The following is an 18,269-nucleotide window of genomic DNA, read 5'->3' as shown; positions in this document are numbered from 1 at the left end:
GCCCGCCCACCAGTCGCGGGAGGCTCCCCGCCTCTTGCGAGCAATCTCCCAGAGACGCTCAAGCGAAAAGAGCCGAAAGACGCAATCACGTCATGAGAAACGTCCTGATCGAGCATTGTGGACTACAAGTCACGCGAGGCATTCGCTATCCTCTACGAATGAACATTGGAGCGAAAAATACCTAGTTCGGCGCGACTACCTTCTGAAATTGTTCCTGAAGAATTGCTTCATCGATACTGCCAGCTGCACCAATGATCACGATTTGCGTACGCGGCGTCCGCCCGCCCCAATCATCTTCCAGGCAGAGGTCGACGCGTTTGCCAACTACCTGAAGGACCGCTCGGCGTGTCGGTTCGTCTGACGAATGAATCACGCCTTTGGCGCGATAAATAGCCGCCGGCAACTTCCTGGCCGTCTCCCGCAGTGCTTCCAGCGAAAGCGGCTGATTGGTCTCGTAACTCCAGGTGCTGAAGGCCTCGGTGTGGTCATGCAGATGGTCATGAGCGTGATGCGCACATTCGGGATCATCACAGTCATGAGAATGATTGTGCTGGTCACCTGGAGTTGCGCCATCGAGCCGGGTCGGATCGAACCGGCCGACCGACAACAGGATTTCCAACGGCACGTTTCCGTGGGATGCCTCTACGAGCCGATAGCGGTGGAACCGGTCGTCGAGCCAAGTCTTGATCCGCTCGATCTCCCCCGGGGTGACAAGATCGACCTTGTTGAGGATGAGCATGTCCGCGAATGCCACTTGGCGGAGCTTCAGTTCCATCATCTCCGGTGCAGCAAATATCTGCTCCGCGTCGACGACGCACATGATGCTGTCCAACCTGATACGATCCGGCATGGCCTCGCCCATGAACGTAAGCGCAATGCCAGACGGGTCGGCCACGCCGCTGGCCTCCAGCAGGATGTATTCGGGCTGCTCGGGACGGGCCATCACCTGCCTCACCGCGGCGACCAGATCGTCGCGGACATTGCAGCAGACACAGCCATTGGAGAGGTTGATGATGTCCCCCCCACTTTCGATGCCGACAACGAGTTCGGCATCGATGTTGATTGAACCGAAGTCGTTCACCAGCACCGCAACCCGAAGGCCGTGATCCCCGCTAAGAATGCGGTTCAGGAGCGTCGTCTTGCCGGCACCAAGAAAGCCCGTCAGGACCGTCAGAGGGACGGCTTGTGCATGGGGTTGGTGGATCGCGGTCATCTCGATTGTCCTTCCGAATCTCCGGAATGATGGTGATGTCGCAACGAACTAGCCCTATTTCATCGCCTCGATTGCGTCGATGACTGCCTGGATCTGGGCACTCTTCTGCGAGAGCTTGGCCTGGGCCTTCTTTGCCTGCATGAGAGCCACCTCGCGGACGTCGATCGTGAAACCGTTCGGGAAAACCCGATTCGGTTCGCGGTAAAGGTCCCTTGGGTAGTACCGCTTCGGGTCGACCTCCCGATCGCGGACGTCCTGCTCCTGTATGTCGGCGACGGTATGCCGAGGATTCGGGAATCTGACCCTGAGATTCGCCGGGGTGAGGTCGAACAGTCCGACGGCTTCTCTCGGGCTCGGGCGAGCCATGTTGCCGGCATCGGGGATCGCAGCCTTGCGCGTCCAGACAGCATCCTTGGTGACGTTCACGACAACGATGTCGGGCGCACCGAACTGGAACAATCCACTGTAGTGGGCACGAATCCCGGCGACGATCTCGGGGATTATTTCCTCGTCGTAACTTGTGTGGGTGACCATCGCCAGACGCGGCTGGATCTTGTCGAACATGTAGCCGACGGCGTAGTGCGGAGTGTGAGCCTGGTCGATCGTTGTGTTCATGACGACGGTCGGCATGCCGAATTTCAACGCCTGGAGGTTGGCCGTATCCGGTTGCACTTCGGTGACAAACACGTCCACGCCCTTGGCCAATTCCAGCGAGAGCTCGTCGGGCCGCCCGTCGCCGGTCCAGACGAACGACAGCCCATTCCAGTCGAGCCGGTAGGCCGAGGCGCCGTCCTTGGTGTGCGACCGCCGCCAGTGGCGGATGGTCACGCCGTCCTTGTCGTAGCAAATGCCATTGTCGTCTCGGAAATCGAATTCGTTGACCTCGACCTCGTAGCCGTCGCCGATTGGCGAGGCATTGAAAGAGTCCGTGTGCCAATGGGTCATCATCTTCATGCCATCGATCAGGTGCTTGATGCCGTCCTTCGGCGTCCGGCCCGATGGCCCATGCACGCGCAGCGGCTTCCAGCGTCCCATCCACGGCGCGAAGGCGAATATGTATGGCAGGTCTGCGTAGTGATCGACGTGGAGATGGGTCAGGAAAATATCGTTGACCGTCTGCAACGGCACGGCCATCGCGATGATGTTGCGCATGCAGCCAGAGCCGAAATCAAAGAAAAACCGATTGCCGTTGCCGAGTTCGACCATGATGCAGGTACCGGCCTGCGCGCGAGTGACCGGGATCGGCGTGCTGCCGATGAAGGAGATCCGCATCTCGTCGGGGCCGATCGGCTCCTGGCCGGGGTAATAGATGTTGTTGCTGGCGAGATAAGGCGTCGGGCGGTAGTAAGGCGGGAACGTGAGACCGCCGCCCGGCACGCCGCCGTAAGGGTTCTTTGCCTGGACGGCTTCATCAACTGGACCGGCTGTTGCCGTATCAGCAGCCATAATGCCAACCGTTGCACCCATCGCCATTGCCTTGAGTAGGTCACGTCGTTCCATATCAAGAACTCCTTGTGATTTGTCGCGCGTTTGCGCGCCTGCCAGGTTCCAAGTTCCGCGCGAGAGGTCCAATTGGCGCTATTGTTGTTCGTCGATCTCACTGAGACTGATCCGCGCTTCTTGGGCGAAGCGAAACAGTGCAAAGCCGAGGAACCCGGTAGCAATCACGAAAAGCAAGCCAGCGCCGTATGCGTATTTTAGCCCGATGAATTCAGTCACAAACAGAACAGCCAGAAGCAGAGTGGAACAAAGGCCGCCGCGCAACGCCGCCAGGATGCCACTGTTCAAGAAGCGAGCACGGCGTCTCAAGCGTTCAAGATCGGATTTGAGATGGACTCGAGCGTGGTCGTCTTCGGCTATTGCGTTCAGAGCCCGGGCGCGCTCCATGACTCCTGACAGTCTTGACGCCATGAGCGAAACAAAACCGGCGACTGCACCGAGGAAAAACGTAGGGGCGGTCGCTTGTGCGAAGATTTGAGCTAACCGTGTTGTGTCAGGGAGGAAGTCGAACATTTTTCGGCTCCTCTCCTGGAAGTGAGTAAGCGCAATTTGGCTCCGGCAATTCCCCCGTGAGCCCCTGAAACATTGGTTCCTCCTTCGTATTCAGACGCTCAACGATGCTTCGTACACTCGTCCGCCGAAACACTCCTGCCCAGAACCTCCCACGACGGCGAGATTCTGCCGGCAGCAATCCACTGCAACGCTGGCTTTAGCAGTAGTAAACACCAACGGCGCAGCGCCTGACGGTCCGCCGTGCTACGCCAGCGACGCTCACCGGCGTCCGTGGCCGACCTACTCTGGCCTCGGCAGGTGAGACCAGGCCGTACACGCCTGGGATCGCGATGCGCTCGCCGAGTTCAAGACCGCCAAGGCCGACAGCCGCCATCAGCAGATAAAGTCCAATCCGTTTCGAGGTGATCATTTTGTTGCTCCTGGGGTAAACTCGTCGGGTAATTCATCCATGTTGGGGAGGTCGCTCGGCTCCACCTTCTTGGCGTCTGTTTGATTCTTGAAGCTGAAATCATCGGCGGCAACCTCGCTACCGGACTTCCAATCGCTGATCTGTGCGGTGTATTGCGGGAAGCCGGCAACGAGCTTGCTGGTGATCGCCAGGCGGCACGGATATGGACGGTCGCCCACCGCAATCCAGATTTGCCAATCGACCTCCTCCGTTCGAAAGGCGATGTGATTGCACTCGACGCCGCCGATCACGCCGCTACCGAGATCCTTCGTGTCGACGACCAGCGGCATCAACTGATCGTAGACGTTCGACGTCAGCAGATCGGCGCCGGGGACAGGCCGGTGGTATTTGTCCCTCAACGTGTCGATGAGGTTGTCAATCGAGCCCGGCGCGTCGGCCTGTGCAAAGAGATTGTCGTCCTTACGGTGGACGGTCAGCGTCTTGCCGTCGAATATCAACTCGACGTCCGCAAAACCTCCGGTGCGTGTGGCGCGGATCTTGTCGGGCCGGGAGAGCGTGACTGCTCCCGAGCTCGCCAGCGCGAGCTTCTGCTGATCGGTCGTGACGACTTCGAGGTTCGTATCGTAGTCGAACGCTATCGCCTTTTGCGCACCGAGATAGTCCGACATGGCCTTGAACAGGGCTTTCGCTTCCACTTCATCGGCCCGGGCGGCCGGAGTTCCCTGGCCGATCGTCAGGACCAGCGCCAGAGCAGATGCCGCTGTGGCGGCGCGTGCGAATGATTTCTTCATCAGGACGTTCCTCCGTTGAGATGTATTTTGATATTGCAAGGCATTGTGGGCAGGTCGGGTAAGGTTCCTGACTAACTCAAGGTCCACCCTTCAGCGCAGCACGCGCAGACGAGGAAACGTAGTGGCCGCCGCCAAGGACCGCTTGGACTGCGTCGACCAGTTCGTCGCCCGCATCGGACTTCACCACGTAACCGGCAGCCCCTTCGTCGATTGCTTTTCTGATGATGGCCGGCTCATCTCGAACCGACACGAAGATGATGCGGAGGTTCGGGTGCATGGCGAGGATGTCACGTGCGGCCACCAGCCCGCTGATGCCTGGCATCGCGATGTCGGAAATAATCATGTCGGGCATGTTTGCGTTCACGGCCGCTATCAATCCCTGTCCATCCAGCACGATGTCGACGTCGTAGTCGCCAAGCAGGGAGCGAAGGTGTTCAGCCATCTCGGTATGATCCTCTGCAAGTAAGAGACGTTTGCGTGCCACGTGCGTCCCTCGGCTTGAGTACGGGTCTGGTGCTGTTGGTTGGATGCTACGAGCGCAGCCACGCTGGCGCATCGGGGAAACCCCGGGGGCCAGGGCGTGGAAATCCCGGGGTTGACGGACCGGAAAACACGGGGTCAGGGGCAGGGAAATCGCGGTGTTCGGGCTCGGGAAGAGCCCGGAAATCAGATCAGTCGGAAATCAGCCCCTGCTTCACAGCATACCTGATCAGATCAGCGGTGCTTTGCACGCCGAGGGCGTGCAGCAATTGTGACTTGTGATCCTCGACGGTACGCACGGAAATCTTCAAGTCGGCCGCAATCTCTTTCATGCGCTTGCCTTGCGCGATCATCCGCAGGATTTCCCTTTGGCGAGAGGTAAGGGAGGGCTCTCGTCGATCCGCGGGCAGAGACATTGTCCGCAAGACATCCCCGGCGATATGGGGTGTCAGATATATGCGGCCGGCCATGACGGCGCGGATGGCGTCGAGGAGTTCTTCGCCCGCCGCCGCCTTGAGAAGATACCCGCTTGCTCCGGCACGCATGGCTTCGGCGGCAACGCTCGCCTCGGTGTGGACTGTCAAGAATATGAAGCGCGCGCTGGATTGCTCCGACTTGAGCTGACGCAGAGCATCCAAACCACTCATCACCGGCATCGTTATATCCGAAACGATGATGTCCGGCTTGAGACGCCGCGCGCTCTCGACGAGTTGCTGCCCATCGGCGGCCCGTCCAACCAGATCGGCGACCTCATCGATCAGCCGTCCAAGTGCTTCGGCAACCATTAGATGGTCGTCCGCGAGGATCACGCGCGGTCTCAATGCCTCTCTCCCGCCGGAATGACGACGGTGGCGACGGTACCTCGACTGGACGACTCCACCTCGAAACTCCCCTCGAGCATTCTGACGCGCTCACGCATGCTCAGCAGCCCGATCCCGGGCTGTCCATTCGAGCCGCTCTCCTGGAACCCACGTCCGTCGTCGGTAATCCGCATCACGACTTCTCCATTCCGACGCGCGAGCCATATGCGGACCGTCGTGGCATGGGCATGCTTCGTTATGTTGCGAAGCGCTTCCTGCGCGACTCTGTAAAGGCAAAGTTCGATCTCGTCCGCGACTTCGGACCATCCATCGGCGACCTCGACATCCACCCTTGTGCCGGACTCGCTGTTGATTTCGTCGCAGCGGCCCCGCAAAGCCTCCAGAAATCCAACATGCTCAAGCGCTCCTGGATGCAGTTCGTGCGACAAATCCCGCAGGTCCTTCGCCAACCCCACGACCTGCTGCTGAAGTCCCGACAACTCGCTTCGTGCGGTATCGTCTGGATTCAGGACGCGCCGCTTGAGGCTGCTCAATCCGATTGACAGGGACGCGACGCGCTGCCCGACATCATCATGGAGCTCCCGCGCAATTCGGGTCCGCTCCTCCTCCTGCGCGTAGATAAGCCGGCCAGCCAATTGGCGAACCTGGTCGTAGCTGACGCGAAGCTCGCTTTCCTTTGCGCGAATGCCAGTCTCGGCCGTGCGCCGCCTGGCGCGTTGCACGAGAAAGCTCGCAATGAGAAGTGTCTGAAGCAGGATTAGCGAAAACGTTCCGACGATGTACCAGCGATAGAGATCCCACACGCTCGGCGAGCGAAAACGAACTTCGCTGTTTGGCGGCAGGATGGCTTCGCTGATCCCCCATCTCTGCAGTTCCCTCCAATCATAGGCTGGTATCCCGAGTCCAAATGGCGGGGTCTTTATGTCGCCCGCCCTCTCGCCCGCGAGAACGCGGAGAGCAACCTGAGCGGTTTGCTGGCCTACAGCTTGAGTTTGATCCGAAGGCCCACCAACAGAGCCCTGCCCCAAGTGGTAGTCGCCATAACCGAAAACAGGCACGGTAGCGACCTCACGTATCCGTGTGAAGGCAGCATCCAGCGGGTGCACGGCACCCGCACCATCCACCGCCAGCATGAAATAGAGAACGGCAGATTGCGGCGGCAGACCGGCGACCCGGTGCAACATTTCGTCGAGCGACACCTGGTCGAGCCATTCGAAATGCACGCGATCCGCAAACGGTTGAAACTCACGATGCAATTCACTGGCCCAGAATTGCTCGTTTGGAGAATCTCCGATGACGACCGCAATGTCTGTTGTCTCGGGCCGCACGCGCAGAATATTCTCGACGAAAGCTGGCAGATCGAGCTTGACCCCGATGTAGGTGGCATTGGGTGTAATGGCGGGATCAGCCATGAGCCGCGAATCTACTCCTGCTATCACCATCGGCGTGTCAAAAAACAGCTGTTGCCGATACTTCTCAACGAAGGCCGCAGCCGGCCCACCTTGAGCAACAATCAAGTCAAGCCTGCGTCCGGAAAAAAGATCCTGCAGGTATTTGACCAGCGAACCCTCGTTCTCGGGTTCCTGAAACCGGGCCGTAAAAATCGACGCTTCATAAATATCAAGCGGCTCCGGCGATCGTTTCACGAGCGCAGACTGAAAACTCTTGGTCATCTCGCTGAAAGGCGCAAAATCACGCCCGAACGAGTGCAGCAAAAGTACGCGCTTTGCGTCCGTTGCGTTCGCCCCAAGCGTGAAAAGTAAGAGGAAGGCTCCCACCAGCCAAGCCCGATACAACAACGTCCTGGAGGGATAGCCTTTCATAATTTTAAGCAGACCGCTCGCGGATTGCCGTTCATGTCTTCAGGATAGCAGTTGCGGGACACGAACGAAATCCGATCCCGAGATGTACTTAAGCATCGGGTGCGTGGGCCTAGGTCACGAGGCGCCATCGGCTCCGGGGGGCGGGCCTCTTTCGAAGTGGTTCACCCAACATCGCAATTTCACTCCAGGAATGTCTCACGGGCGGACACCGGCCTGCTCGAAGGTCTGCTTCGCAGAAGCGCCAAGAATCCCCGCTTATGGCGCAACAGCGACCTCCAGCGCGGTCGCCGGTAATGTCCGCTCTCAGGCAGTGGCACAGCTAACTTTGGTGACCGATATGAGGCGCAAAGCCGCCGTTGAAAATTGATGTAACGAAGGTCGCCTGTGGGGTCAGAAGCGGACATTCGATGACAACCGGTTCCGGCATTCCAATCGTCGATGCTTTCAGCAACTTCGCAAGCATACGCCTGCTCGGCTACGCGGGTACAGATCTGGGATCTCCGACATCGAAGGACAACACCTCTCTTAAGAGCCGCTTCCAAGGCCATGGCCCACGCGTAGTGTCTCCGCGACTTGCAACGTTCGAGCGGTGCAGATTCTACTAGGACACACCAAGATCGAAAACACCGTGCCGTATCTCGGAGTGGACATCGAAGATGCACTGGCCCTGCCTAGGAAACCGAAACGTAGCTTAACTGCCTAACTGTTAACGATTCCGAAACCATACCGTTAGGCAAGATTTATCTAATATTGATGATCGAAATCTCTTCATGTATCTTAATTCCGCATATTTTTAATTTTCGACGTTGTTACTGCACAACGCCATATGCGCCTTCGAAATCGTTATAGAAACTTGACGGCACCGCGTGCCGTTGGAGCCAGTCGTATGACCATCGGCCACGCACACGCGTGCCCCGAAGTCCTGGGGCTATTGGTGACCTCCAAGTGCAACATTACGTGCAGGCACTGCTGTAACGATTCTCAGCCCGCCAACTCGGAATCGGCATCGTTCGAGCGGATCTCCCAGTTGATCGACGAAGCCGCGGAGATTCCGTCGATCAGAGAGATCGGAATAAGCGGCGGTGAGCCGTTTCTCTACCTCAAGCTCTTAAAAGAGATCATCTCCTACGCCCGCACCTGCGGATATACGTCCTCCGTAACCACTAACGGGTTTTGGGGCGGCTCGTCAGGAGCGGGCCGGCAATTGGATGAGCTAAGGGAAGCAGGGCTCGGCGCCATCAACATCAGCACCAGCCCGTTCCATCAGGAATTCCTGTCGCTGAGTAGGATTCTCGGCGCGGCAAAGACAGCGCTGAGTGTCGGACTGAAGGTAACCGTGAACATCGTCTCGACGTCTACTACGGCGGTTGACGACGTCCGTCACGCATTCAATGACTTGGGAGACAGGGTGCGGTTTGTCGTCATGCCCTGCTTGCCGGCTGGCCGCGCCTTGACGAGGGTGGAACAACAAGAATTCCCTGCGGAATTCACTTGGCCACTAGGCAACTGCCGGGAGCATTTCAAAAAGCTGGCAGTGGACCTTTCCGGCGATGTCTATCCGTGCTGTTCACCCGGGGGCTTTACCGAGCCGCTACGGATGGGAAGCGGGCATCGCTCCACGCTTGGCGAGATCGTGAAGGCATCGGACCAGAACAAGCTTCTCGCTGTCCTGGAATCCGTCGGGCCGGGGTTTTTCCTGCCTTTCCTGCGTCAGCAAGACATTGACGACGAGATTCCGGAACGTTTCAGCGATCAGTGTCATCTATGCCATTTCATGCTGTCTTCGCCGAAATACGCCGAGATGGCGGCCGAGTGGGCGGATCTGCTGGTGAGCGATCTGGCCGCGCTTCCCGAAAGCGAGTGGCCGGCCGACAATTCAAGACTGGCAGGCCTGAAGGAATTCGGGGCGCAATCGGTGCTGCCGATCTAGTGCAGTACGGTCACTATCCGAGGAGGGAACGATGTCGGATACACGATCACCTGGAATGCTGTCACAACTGGGCCTATCGGCAACGGACCGCGAGAAAGTGGCCGAGGTCACCAGCGATCTGATTGCAATCCACGTCTACCGCGAGCTGCAAATCCGCAACGATCTGGCGAAAGTGGCGGGATGCTCGATTATCGGCAACTGCTCCAACGGAAGCTGCGACATCATCGGCAATTGTTCGTCATCTTCCAAGGACATGCTGTGACGGAGGACAATTGGATGAGCGGCACACGCGCACTGGTCGAGGAGAGCCTTTCGACCATCGAGATTGGTCGCCCTGGCGACGACAAGCTCGTCGATGTCCTGACGCAAATCATTGATGAGGAGGTCGCGCTGATCGTGCGCGAGAATCTTGACGATCGAAAACCGGCGACACCCGGGAAAAGAGAACCGCCAGGCCGGCTGTCCGCCGTCGCTGCTCAGCGCGCGGGGTCGAAACCGGGTGGCCGAAAACCGGGAGGCTGAAGTCAATTTCGCGCTCAACAACCAAGGGAGGGCTTCGCACGAAACATCTTGGACTAACGCTAAAACTTATCTCGTAACTTGGGAGACGTAACATGGCTGACAGATTGAGCCTTGCAACTCTGAAACTGAGCGTCGAACAGCGAGAGCAGGTCGCTGAAATCGCTGGCGATCTGATTGCGGTTCAAGTTTATCGCGAGTTGCAGCGGGCGGGCGAACGCGCCTCAGATTCCGGCTGCAACATCATCGGGAACTGCTCCAGTTCCTCCAAGAGCGCACTGCTCGAAACGATCGCAAGATAGGGTGCGTCGGACGTGTGAAGGCATCCCTTCGATCGGGATGCCTTCCATTCCAACCCCAACGAGCCCTCACGCGATCGCCGCGGCGGTCGCTTGACACGCCTTCCGTCCGGGAGCGGCGCGCCAGGGTTTGCTCAAAAAACGACCGTCCGGTTTACGGTGACCTATGAACAAGCCTTTATCCATTCCGTCCTTTCCTCGCCTCCAGTATGGCGTGGAGATCGTTCCCGTTGAGGAAGGAAAAGTCCTCCTGCGCTCGTTCACGGGAAGTGTGATGCTCTCTGGTGATTTCGTTGCGGTCGTCCTTCCGTCGCTTCTTCCGCTGCTCGACGGAAGGCATGGGTTTGAGGAGCTGGCGGCCAAATTCGACGAGACATTGCGGCCGGAGATCGAAGACTTCCTGACACTGATCCAACACAAGGGTTTCCTGGGCAAGGCGGCACTGCACGGTCGAGAAGATGACGCGGTCATGCTGTCGAGCAAGGACTGCGCGTACTGGTCTCTATACGGCGCGAGCGCCAGTGAGGCGGCAAGACGACTGGCGCAATCGACCGTGGTGGTTGCAGGACTTGGGGACGTCGGCAAAATCGTTGCCACCATCCTCGCCGCCTCCGGCGTCGGGAACCTCGTTCTTGTCGAGGGCGCCACACCTTCGGCCCGATCGGGCGGCCGCCAAGAGGCCAAAGCGTCGGAGGCAGAGAAGACCGGACTGTCGCTGCGCGAGCAGTATGCATGCCGCGTCATGACGATACCGACGACTATCAACGACGCAGCCGGCTGGGAAGAGACGGTCGCCGCTGCGAGCGTTGTTGCGGTCTTGAGCGACACCATGTCGATGGGCGGCTACGACCGAGCGAACGAAGTATGCATCAAACATGGCGTGCCTTGGGTTTCGGCTAGGATCGATCGCCAACGCGCCATCATCGGCCCGTTCGTCATTCCAAACCAGACCGCGTGCTTCGCGTGCTTCGAGGCCCGCAGTCGGGCCAACGCGGATCATCCAGAAGATCACGAGGCACTCTACCGTCACTGGAAACAACTGAACGGCAGACGCGACATGTGGCCGTCCCTACTTCCTTTCGCGGGTATCGTGGGGAATTTCGTCGCGTTGGACTTGTTACGCGTCCTTGCGGGCGAGCATCTTTCGGCAGCAGCGGGGCGCATCATCAATATCGACCTTCCGACGATGGAACGGAGCGTCCATGAGGTGCTGAAGCTGCCGAGATGCCCGGCATGCTCGCGGCTGAGAGACCGCAGACCAACCAAGATATGGGACATCATCCCCACCGAAACGCGGTCGGTCGGCTGAGCACGGCAGCATCCGGAGAAAGTGCGAATGCAACTTCACCACCACATGGCATCGCCGATCGAGGATACCCTGCACAAGGCGCTCAGGCTTGTCGACGATGAGACAGGGATCATAAAAATCCTGCACGAGGCGCCATGCGCGCCCGACTCGCCAAGGATATTCGGTTGCGGAGCGCTGTCCAGCGACTACAGTCGTTTCGGATTTCCCTCCGAAAGCCCGATCAGCGGCTCCACGTCACTCGTGCGCGACCAGGCGCTTGTCGGGGCGATCGGCGAGGCGGTCGAACGGTATTCCGCCGCCTATGTTCCCTACGACGAGATCATCTATCGCCCCATCAGCCTCGTGTCGGCTACTGCGGTTTCGCCCTGGTCGCTCTCGCTATATGACGAGGTCCAGTTGGCACGGCCCGGTTTCGGCTATTGCGCCCTGCGGCCCGATGACACGATCGGCTGGGTCATCGGCTTCTCGCTCACTCGCAAGCAGCCGATCCTCGTTCCGGCATTCGCGGTCTATCAACCGTACATAGGTCGCACCGGAGAAGCGCCGGTGGTGCAACAGATCACGACGGGTTTGGCCTGCGGCAACACGGCGGAGGAAGCGATCCTTTCGGCCATCTGCGAGGTCGTGGAGCGCGACGCCGCGATGCTCATGTGGCTTCAAAGCCGTCGTCCGCCGAAAGCCGTCATCGACTTGCGGACCCCAAAGGTGGTGCGGGAGACGCTTGCCCGCTTTGGACCGATCGAAGGGCACGTCACCTTGCTCGACGTCACGACCGATCTTGCGATTCCAACCTATGTTGCCGTCTCCGATGTACCCATGGCCGGAAAGCGCGGCGCGACATTTTCCTCATGCGCCAGTCTGGTCGCCAGTCGCGCGGCCGTTGGTGCGCTCACCGAACTGGCGCAATGCCTGTTGTGGGTGAACAGCCTTGTCGATAAGGGTGCGCACCTGCCCAACCCGTCGCTTGAGGACATTGCGCAGATCGAGGAGCACGTCCTATGGCCCCTCTTGCCGGAAAACCGCCAGGCCTTCGAATTCGTCCTTTCCTCTTCGTGTGAGACCGAGATACCGCAAGACCTTGACGGGCCTGCCGACATACTCGATTCGATTACGCATTGTGTCGAACGCATCGCGCGCGCCGGGCTGGAGGTCATTGTAGTCGATGTGACCTCCCCGGATATCAGAGAGTCCGGGCTGCATGTATTTCGCGCCATCATTCCGGGTGCACAGCCGCTCTACTTTGGCAGCGGCCTGCACAGGATCAGTGTTCGCGCCACCAGCGTCGAATATGCCGATCGTGCGAGCAAGCGGATCAACCTCCACCCGCATCCTTTCCCATAGTCAATCTCGCAAAGGTCATTCATGCCCAATCCTCATGGGACTGACATATCCAAAATCCGAGGCCGGCTTCTAGGCGAACGCAATCTGTTCTCCGTCTCGGAGCTGTTTCATGAGAACAGCAGGATCAGCCGATCCGCGCCGCGGATTGCGCAGAGCCCGCAATCTGCTCTCGTCGCCCCGTCGGGATTCAAGCGATACATCTATGCTCCCCGCGTTGCATTGCCCGATCCAAGCACGGCTGAGACGGATAGCATCTGGGATATCATGACGTCGCGCCGATCGGGGCGCAGCTACTCGGGTGAGGAGATTGATCTCCAGTGCGTAGCGGACCTGGCGTTTTACGCGCTGGGCACGCCGGACAAGGGACAGAGACGCTGTGTGCCGTCGGGCGGCGGGCTCTATCCACTCGAACTCTATGTGGTGGTCGCTCGCGTGGAGCAGTTGCCAGCCGGTCTTTATCACTACGATCCGCGCTCGCATGCCCTGTGCGAACTTGGCAGAGCGGACTGCCTGGCATCGGTAAAGAAGGCGGTGTTCATTCCCGAGGCGGTCGACAATGCAGCGGCCGTCTTCGTCCTGACGGCGGTATTCGGCCGCTCGAAGATCAAATACGGTGAGCGGGCTTATCGCTTTTCGTTGTTGGAAGCGGGTCACGTCATGCAGAATATCTGCCTCGCGGCGACCGCGCTTCGCCTTGGCGTATGTCCCGTGGGTGGTTTCGTCGACGACGAGATGAATGATCTGCTTGACGTTGACGGCGTCGAGGAAGCGGTCCTCTACGCTGCGCTCATCGGCTCGCTCGACACGATCGGCGGCTGAACATCGCCATCTGTTGTTTCAGGCCCTTCGAGCTGTTTTCGCATTTAGGAAAGCGGCCGTAGCCACTCGCCGCCGATCTCGACTGTGAGACTTGACCCTTGCAGATCATCACCCAACAGCTCGTGTGAGCCACCGAGATGACAGGCCAGGAATTGTTCCACGACGGCCATCAAAGCGATACGATTGCGCTGGCCTACCAGGAAATGGCCTTCATCGGGAAAAGTGACCAAGGTCACCGGCACGTTCCTTCGCGCTAGGGCGTGCGCGACGTTCCTTGACTCGGCAGGATTGACGCGAACGTCGCGCAGTCCTTGCGCAATCAACATCGGACGGATCATCTGCTCGACATGCGCAAGCGGCGAGCGTTCCTGGAGCCATTTTCGTCCCTCCGTGGTCGCGGGGTCCGCCAGCCGGCGTAGGATCATGGCAAACCAGCTGTGCCAGTAAGGCGGTATTCGCGCGATGAAGGACAGAAGGTCCGAAGGGCCGCAGACATCGATGAAGCAGTTGTAGAGACCGGGGCTCCTCGCCGCAGCCATCAGGGCGGCGTAGCCGCCATAGCTGGCTCCAAAAAGCCCGACCCGGTCAGGATCGGCAATGCCCTCCTTCACCGCCCATGCCACGCCATCGTCCAGATCATCCTGCATGCGGCCGCCCCACTCGCGATCAGCCGCATTGGTGAAGGCTTTGCCGAAGCCGGTCGACCCGCGGAAATTGACGCTCAGTACGGCATAGCCGCGGCTCGCCAGCCATTGATGCAGGGGCGAAAAACCCCAGGCGTCTCGGTCGTAGGGCCCGCCATGGACGACGACAACCAGCGGCGAGCGGCGCGCGCGGCCGGCCGGAAGGGTGACATAGGCGGGCAGCGTCAGACCATCTCTCGACCGTATCGCAACGGGCAGCATCGCCCTCAGCGGCATGCCTTCGAGATCGTCCCGCTCGGGGAAGAGCTGAAGCGTGCGCCGCCTGCCGCGATCGAACACGCGCAACTGTGCGGGCGCGTCGCTCGCCTCGAGGCGGATCACCATGCGCCGTCTCCCGGTGCTGACGCCCACAATCACCAGATCGAGGCCGGCAGCGTCCTCAAGCTGCCGCGCGAGGTCGGCGGCGAATGTTTCATCGACAGGATGCCAGCGGCGTCTTGCGGCGAGGGCAGCTGCGGCAAGAGGCCAGCCTGTATCGGGATCGTAGACGACTTCCGCGATATCGGCCTCGCTGTCGGTAGCCAGAACCGTCGATACTGCAGTTCGTGCATCGATCGCGACGAGGGCAGTGCGATCGCGGCCGCGCGAATCGAGCAGGAACACCACCTCACCGTCGGCGCTCAAGCCATCTATATGCGTGGCCAAGGAATCCTCTGCAGGGATTTCAAGAAAGGGAACCCATTCTCCATCCGCTTGTCGCTTGAGGACTTCGATCGATCCGTCCTGCCGCACCCGCTCGCCAAAGCGCACAGCGAGGCCGGCGTCGGCATGCAGCCGGCTGAAACCGGGATTCTCGAACACTGTCATCCGCTGACCGGTCGTTGCGTTGGCGCTAACGAGGTCAAAGCTTTGCCGATTCCTGTCGTTGACACTGAACAGGACGTCGGAAGGAATACGTGGCGAGGTGCGATTGAAAAGCGTTCGCGTACCGCCACCAGGCGTCAGCGCGACCTCCGCTCCCGTGTCCACGTCGATGCTGAATGCCTGGTAGTTCTCATCACCGGCAGAATCGCGAAAGACGACGACATGCCGTCCGTCCGCCGCCCAAAACAGCGCCGGCGAAACGGGACCGACAGGTCCGCCGGTCAGTCGTCTGGCGGAAGCCGTATCAAGGGCCTCCGCTACCATCACGCTCAACATCCCTCCTTCGTTCTGGAGCCAAGCGATCCGGGTGCCGTCGTCGCTCAGTCGCAGATGCGATCGGAGTGGATCGGCAAACACGACCTTTCGCGCCAGCAAACCGGTCCGTCGCCTATGACCTGGAGCAATTTCGCCTTTGTTGGCCACGCTACGCGGTCGCCGCCAGGGCAAGTACCGGACCGGCCTTAGGCGCCCTGTGCCCGATCTGGGTCTCCGGATGACCGGGTACGATCAGGCCCGCCTCCGACAGCAGCGACAGGATCGTCCAGACAGGCGCCATGTCCGGAAGGGGAACCGCGAGATTCGCGAGCGCCTCCGCGACGGTGAAATAGCCATTGAGGCGGCGTAGCAAGGGTGCGGTGAAACCGGTGTCGATCATGAAATGGCGTGGCCGACCATCGTTGAAGAACAGGAGCGCGTGGCGCCGCTCTGCGACCGAATCCAGGAGCGCCGGGTCGGGCAGCCGGTCGCAGTCCATGGCAAGCTGGCCGACGGCGAAGCGGAATTCCATTTCTGTCACGCCCTCCCGTCGATAGAGCGGCGTCTGCGCCAGCCATTGGTCCGCTTCGACATGCCAGCCTCGGACTGGGGACAGGACGATGCCGCCCCGCTTCCATTTCAGAGCCGCGAGGATGCCTTCGAAGCTGGCAAGTTCAACCAGGATCTCGGCCTTTCGTTCGTCAGGGCACAGTGACCTAATGGTGTCGGGCAAACTTGAAAGATAGGTCTGCATCACGCCCTCGTATTGATGGCTCTCGCCATACATGAGGTCGTGGTTTCTGAAGACAAGAGCGCCCAGCGCTCTGCAAAGATCGACGGGACGCTCGAACCAGCCTTTCGAGAGCAGCGCGGCAGTGTGGGGAAAGCTGTTGAAGAAATCGGTCCCGTGGCCGATCAGCCGCGCCGCGATCATATCGTGGAGGGGGAAGTCGCCGCTCTTGAAGATCGCGCGCGGCGGCAAGGGCGAGTGCACCGTCTTGCGATCGCCTGCCCGCCGCGCCCAGTCCGTGTCGGGCAGAATGGAGGCCTGGTAGAGATTGACCCGCATGTGCTTGCCCAACAGGTAGTCCACGGAATCCTCGAACGATTTCAGATTGTCGCCCGGTATGCCGATGATGAGGTCCGCCGCACCCGTCGTCGGAACATTCTTTTTCTGGATCGCCGCCAAGTGGCGCTCGAAGCTGTCGGTCTTCCAACGTCCGCGCCCAAGCTTTTCGAGCACATCCGGATTGGTGCTCTGGAGGTCGATCTCCACATGGACGTCAGCTTCGCGGTAGAGGTCGAACAGCCGGTCGTCGAAAAAATCCTGATTGTGATAGACGTTGAATTTTGTCGAGGCTCCGAGCCGCTTTTTCTCCTGAACGATATATTCGAGCAGCTCGATCGCGCCTTGCTTCTTGTATCCGAACATGGCGTCAATGATGAAAATGGCGCCGACATTGTGCAAGAGAAGCCAGGTGAGCTCTCGGTGCAGGCGATCCATTGGAAAGGCAAAGCGCGTGTTTGATCCGTTGCCCCATTGGCAATAGGCGCACTTCATGTAGCAGCCGCGATAAGTCTCCAGCAGAACTCTGGGATAGCGCGCCAGCGAGGCACCCGACCGGTCAAACAGCTGGATTGGAACAGTGCCCGATAGGAAGGGCGATTCAAGCTCGTCCAGTGCCCGGATGGGTGCGCTTGGTTTTTCGTGTACGACGAGACCGCCGCCGAGAAAACTCGTGCCTGGGATACCGCGCGGAGAGTCTTTCTCCGCAGTTCGCAAGACAACCTCGCCGAGGGTCCGTTCGCCCTCACCCCGCACCACCACGTCCACGTCGCGGGAGGCAAGCCAGGGCTCCGCCGCCTCGGGCGTCGCCAATTCAGGCCCGCCGGCGACGATCTTGATCGCCGGAAACAGCCTTCGGGTGATCGCGGCAAGCTCGCGGTAGGCGAGGTTGTTCCACAGATAGATCGAGAAGCAGATTATGTCGGGCTTCACGGCATCGATTTTCGCCAGGTAGCGCCAGATTTCCGAGTTCTTGCGCTCGTAGTGGGAAAGGCGCGCCCAATCGAGGTCGATCATTTCCACCTGGCAGGCGCCGAGCTGGCTGTTACCCCGCAATTCGGCGGCAAGGCCATAGGTCGCAAGGGGGAACTCTATGGAGATCGACGTCAGGAGTATTTTCATCCGCGCAAGCCACGAGCAATGACGGCTTCACTTCAGGCACAATCGCACCGGCCCCACTTCGCAAGGTCCGGCCCGACCAATTTCTTACTTGTCATCTCAGCGCAGTAACGGACGCAATCGCCATGGGCGATCCGAATTGGTCGTCGAAAGCGAGCGCAATATCGCTACTTTAATCTTGAAATATAACCTTATATTAGACTCGATCTCTGGTCAAATAATTCCAAGGTGATGTCGAGATTATATCCAAAGACGCAAATAATAATTGTCTCAATTTTTCTTTAAAACTTTCTAGTGCACCACTCAGACGACGGCGCCAAACACAGGTGTGCACATCGATCGTAGAGGTTGCGATGCGATGCCAGTCCTTGAGCATTGCAGTCTATCTCATCATGCCTCGTTTCGAGGAGAAACGGTGAACCGTAGTTCTGGCCCCGAGATTTTTCCAAAGTCAGGTCACCGTTCCAATACCAAGAAAGATCGACCAGGCATGC

Annotated in this window: 17 protein-coding genes; 7 read left to right on the top strand and 10 right to left on the bottom strand. The window is 59.4% G+C overall.

Going from position 1 to position 18,269, the window contains the following annotated elements; translation table 11 throughout:
- Positions 1 to 181: 181 nt before the first annotated feature.
- The 8 genes from ACFSOZ_RS33875 to ACFSOZ_RS33840 all read right to left on the bottom strand — a co-directional run bounded on the left by ACFSOZ_RS33875 (position 182) and on the right by ACFSOZ_RS33840 (position 7,550).
- Positions 182 to 1,213 (bottom strand): CobW family GTP-binding protein, encoded by a 1,032-nt coding sequence (locus tag ACFSOZ_RS33875; protein WP_379105407.1) that lies wholly within the window; start codon positions 1,211 to 1,213, stop codon positions 182 to 184.
- Positions 1,214 to 1,267: 54 nt separating this feature from the next.
- Positions 1,268 to 2,713, bottom strand: a complete 1,446-nt coding sequence (gene gntH, locus ACFSOZ_RS33870; RefSeq protein ID WP_379105405.1) for a guanitoxin biosynthesis MBL fold metallo-hydrolase GntH — start codon at positions 2,711 to 2,713, stop codon at positions 1,268 to 1,270.
- Positions 2,714 to 2,791: 78 nt separating this feature from the next.
- Positions 2,792 to 3,226 (bottom strand): DUF2721 domain-containing protein, encoded by a 435-nt coding sequence (locus ACFSOZ_RS33865; protein ID WP_379105403.1) that lies wholly within the window; start codon positions 3,224 to 3,226, stop codon positions 2,792 to 2,794.
- Between the two features lie 196 nt (positions 3,227 to 3,422).
- Positions 3,423 to 3,635, bottom strand: coding sequence for a hypothetical protein (locus ACFSOZ_RS33860; RefSeq protein WP_379105401.1), 213 nt, complete (start codon positions 3,633 to 3,635; stop codon positions 3,423 to 3,425).
- Positions 3,632 to 4,426: a DUF2092 domain-containing protein gene (locus ACFSOZ_RS33855; protein WP_379105399.1), complete on the bottom strand. Its 795-nt coding sequence runs from the start codon at positions 4,424 to 4,426 to the stop codon at positions 3,632 to 3,634. Before ACFSOZ_RS33855 ends, ACFSOZ_RS33860 begins: the two co-directional genes overlap by 4 nt.
- A gap of 76 nt (positions 4,427 to 4,502) precedes the next feature.
- Positions 4,503 to 4,982, bottom strand: coding sequence for a response regulator (locus ACFSOZ_RS33850; protein ID WP_379105397.1), 480 nt, complete (start codon positions 4,980 to 4,982; stop codon positions 4,503 to 4,505).
- Positions 4,983 to 5,097: 115 nt separating this feature from the next.
- The gene (locus ACFSOZ_RS33845; protein ID WP_379105395.1) at positions 5,098 to 5,715 is read right to left on the bottom strand and encodes a response regulator; all 618 of its coding nucleotides are present in this window, start codon (positions 5,713 to 5,715) and stop codon (positions 5,098 to 5,100) included.
- Positions 5,716 to 5,723: 8 nt separating this feature from the next.
- The gene (locus ACFSOZ_RS33840) at positions 5,724 to 7,550 is read right to left on the bottom strand and encodes a sensor histidine kinase (protein ID WP_379105393.1); all 1,827 of its coding nucleotides are present in this window, start codon (positions 7,548 to 7,550) and stop codon (positions 5,724 to 5,726) included.
- A gap of 886 nt (positions 7,551 to 8,436) precedes the next feature.
- Between ACFSOZ_RS33840 and ACFSOZ_RS33835 the strand changes: the two genes are divergently transcribed.
- The 7 genes from ACFSOZ_RS33835 (at position 8,437) to ACFSOZ_RS33805 (ending at position 13,767) form a co-directional block, all read left to right on the top strand.
- The gene (locus ACFSOZ_RS33835) at positions 8,437 to 9,480 is read left to right on the top strand and encodes a radical SAM protein (RefSeq protein ID WP_379105391.1); all 1,044 of its coding nucleotides are present in this window, start codon (positions 8,437 to 8,439) and stop codon (positions 9,478 to 9,480) included.
- Positions 9,481 to 9,511: 31 nt separating this feature from the next.
- On the top strand, positions 9,512 to 9,742 hold the full coding sequence (locus ACFSOZ_RS33830) for a hypothetical protein (RefSeq protein WP_127209031.1): 231 nt from the start codon (positions 9,512 to 9,514) through the stop codon (positions 9,740 to 9,742).
- 14 nt (positions 9,743 to 9,756) lie between these two features.
- A complete protein-coding gene (locus tag ACFSOZ_RS33825) occupies positions 9,757 to 10,002 on the top strand; it encodes a hypothetical protein (RefSeq protein ID WP_379105388.1) in 246 nt (81 codons plus the stop codon).
- A 92-nt stretch (positions 10,003 to 10,094) separates the two neighbouring features.
- Entirely contained in the window at positions 10,095 to 10,301 is a 207-nt protein-coding gene (locus ACFSOZ_RS33820) for a hypothetical protein (RefSeq protein ID WP_379105386.1), read from the top strand.
- 163 nt (positions 10,302 to 10,464) lie between these two features.
- Positions 10,465 to 11,607: a TOMM precursor leader peptide-binding protein gene (locus tag ACFSOZ_RS33815; protein WP_379105384.1), complete on the top strand. Its 1,143-nt coding sequence runs from the start codon at positions 10,465 to 10,467 to the stop codon at positions 11,605 to 11,607.
- A 240-nt stretch (positions 11,608 to 11,847) separates the two neighbouring features.
- Positions 11,848 to 12,948: a YcaO-like family protein gene (locus ACFSOZ_RS33810; protein ID WP_379105382.1), complete on the top strand. Its 1,101-nt coding sequence runs from the start codon at positions 11,848 to 11,850 to the stop codon at positions 12,946 to 12,948.
- Between the two features lie 264 nt (positions 12,949 to 13,212).
- Positions 13,213 to 13,767 (top strand): SagB/ThcOx family dehydrogenase, encoded by a 555-nt coding sequence (locus ACFSOZ_RS33805; protein WP_379105380.1) that lies wholly within the window; start codon positions 13,213 to 13,215, stop codon positions 13,765 to 13,767.
- 44 nt (positions 13,768 to 13,811) lie between these two features.
- On the opposite strand, the gene ACFSOZ_RS33800 is transcribed toward ACFSOZ_RS33805, so the two are convergent.
- Entirely contained in the window at positions 13,812 to 15,599 is a 1,788-nt protein-coding gene (locus ACFSOZ_RS33800) for a S9 family peptidase (RefSeq protein WP_379105485.1), read from the bottom strand.
- Positions 15,600 to 15,759: 160 nt separating this feature from the next.
- Positions 15,760 to 17,673 (bottom strand): B12-binding domain-containing radical SAM protein, encoded by a 1,914-nt coding sequence (locus tag ACFSOZ_RS33795; RefSeq protein ID WP_379105483.1) that lies wholly within the window; start codon positions 17,671 to 17,673, stop codon positions 15,760 to 15,762.
- Positions 17,674 to 18,269 lie beyond the last annotated feature (596 nt).

Source organism: Mesorhizobium newzealandense (assembly GCF_042682145.1).
Taxonomy (GTDB): domain Bacteria; phylum Pseudomonadota; class Alphaproteobacteria; order Rhizobiales; family Rhizobiaceae; genus Mesorhizobium; species Mesorhizobium newzealandense.
This window is presented reverse-complemented; position numbering and strand designations above follow the sequence as displayed.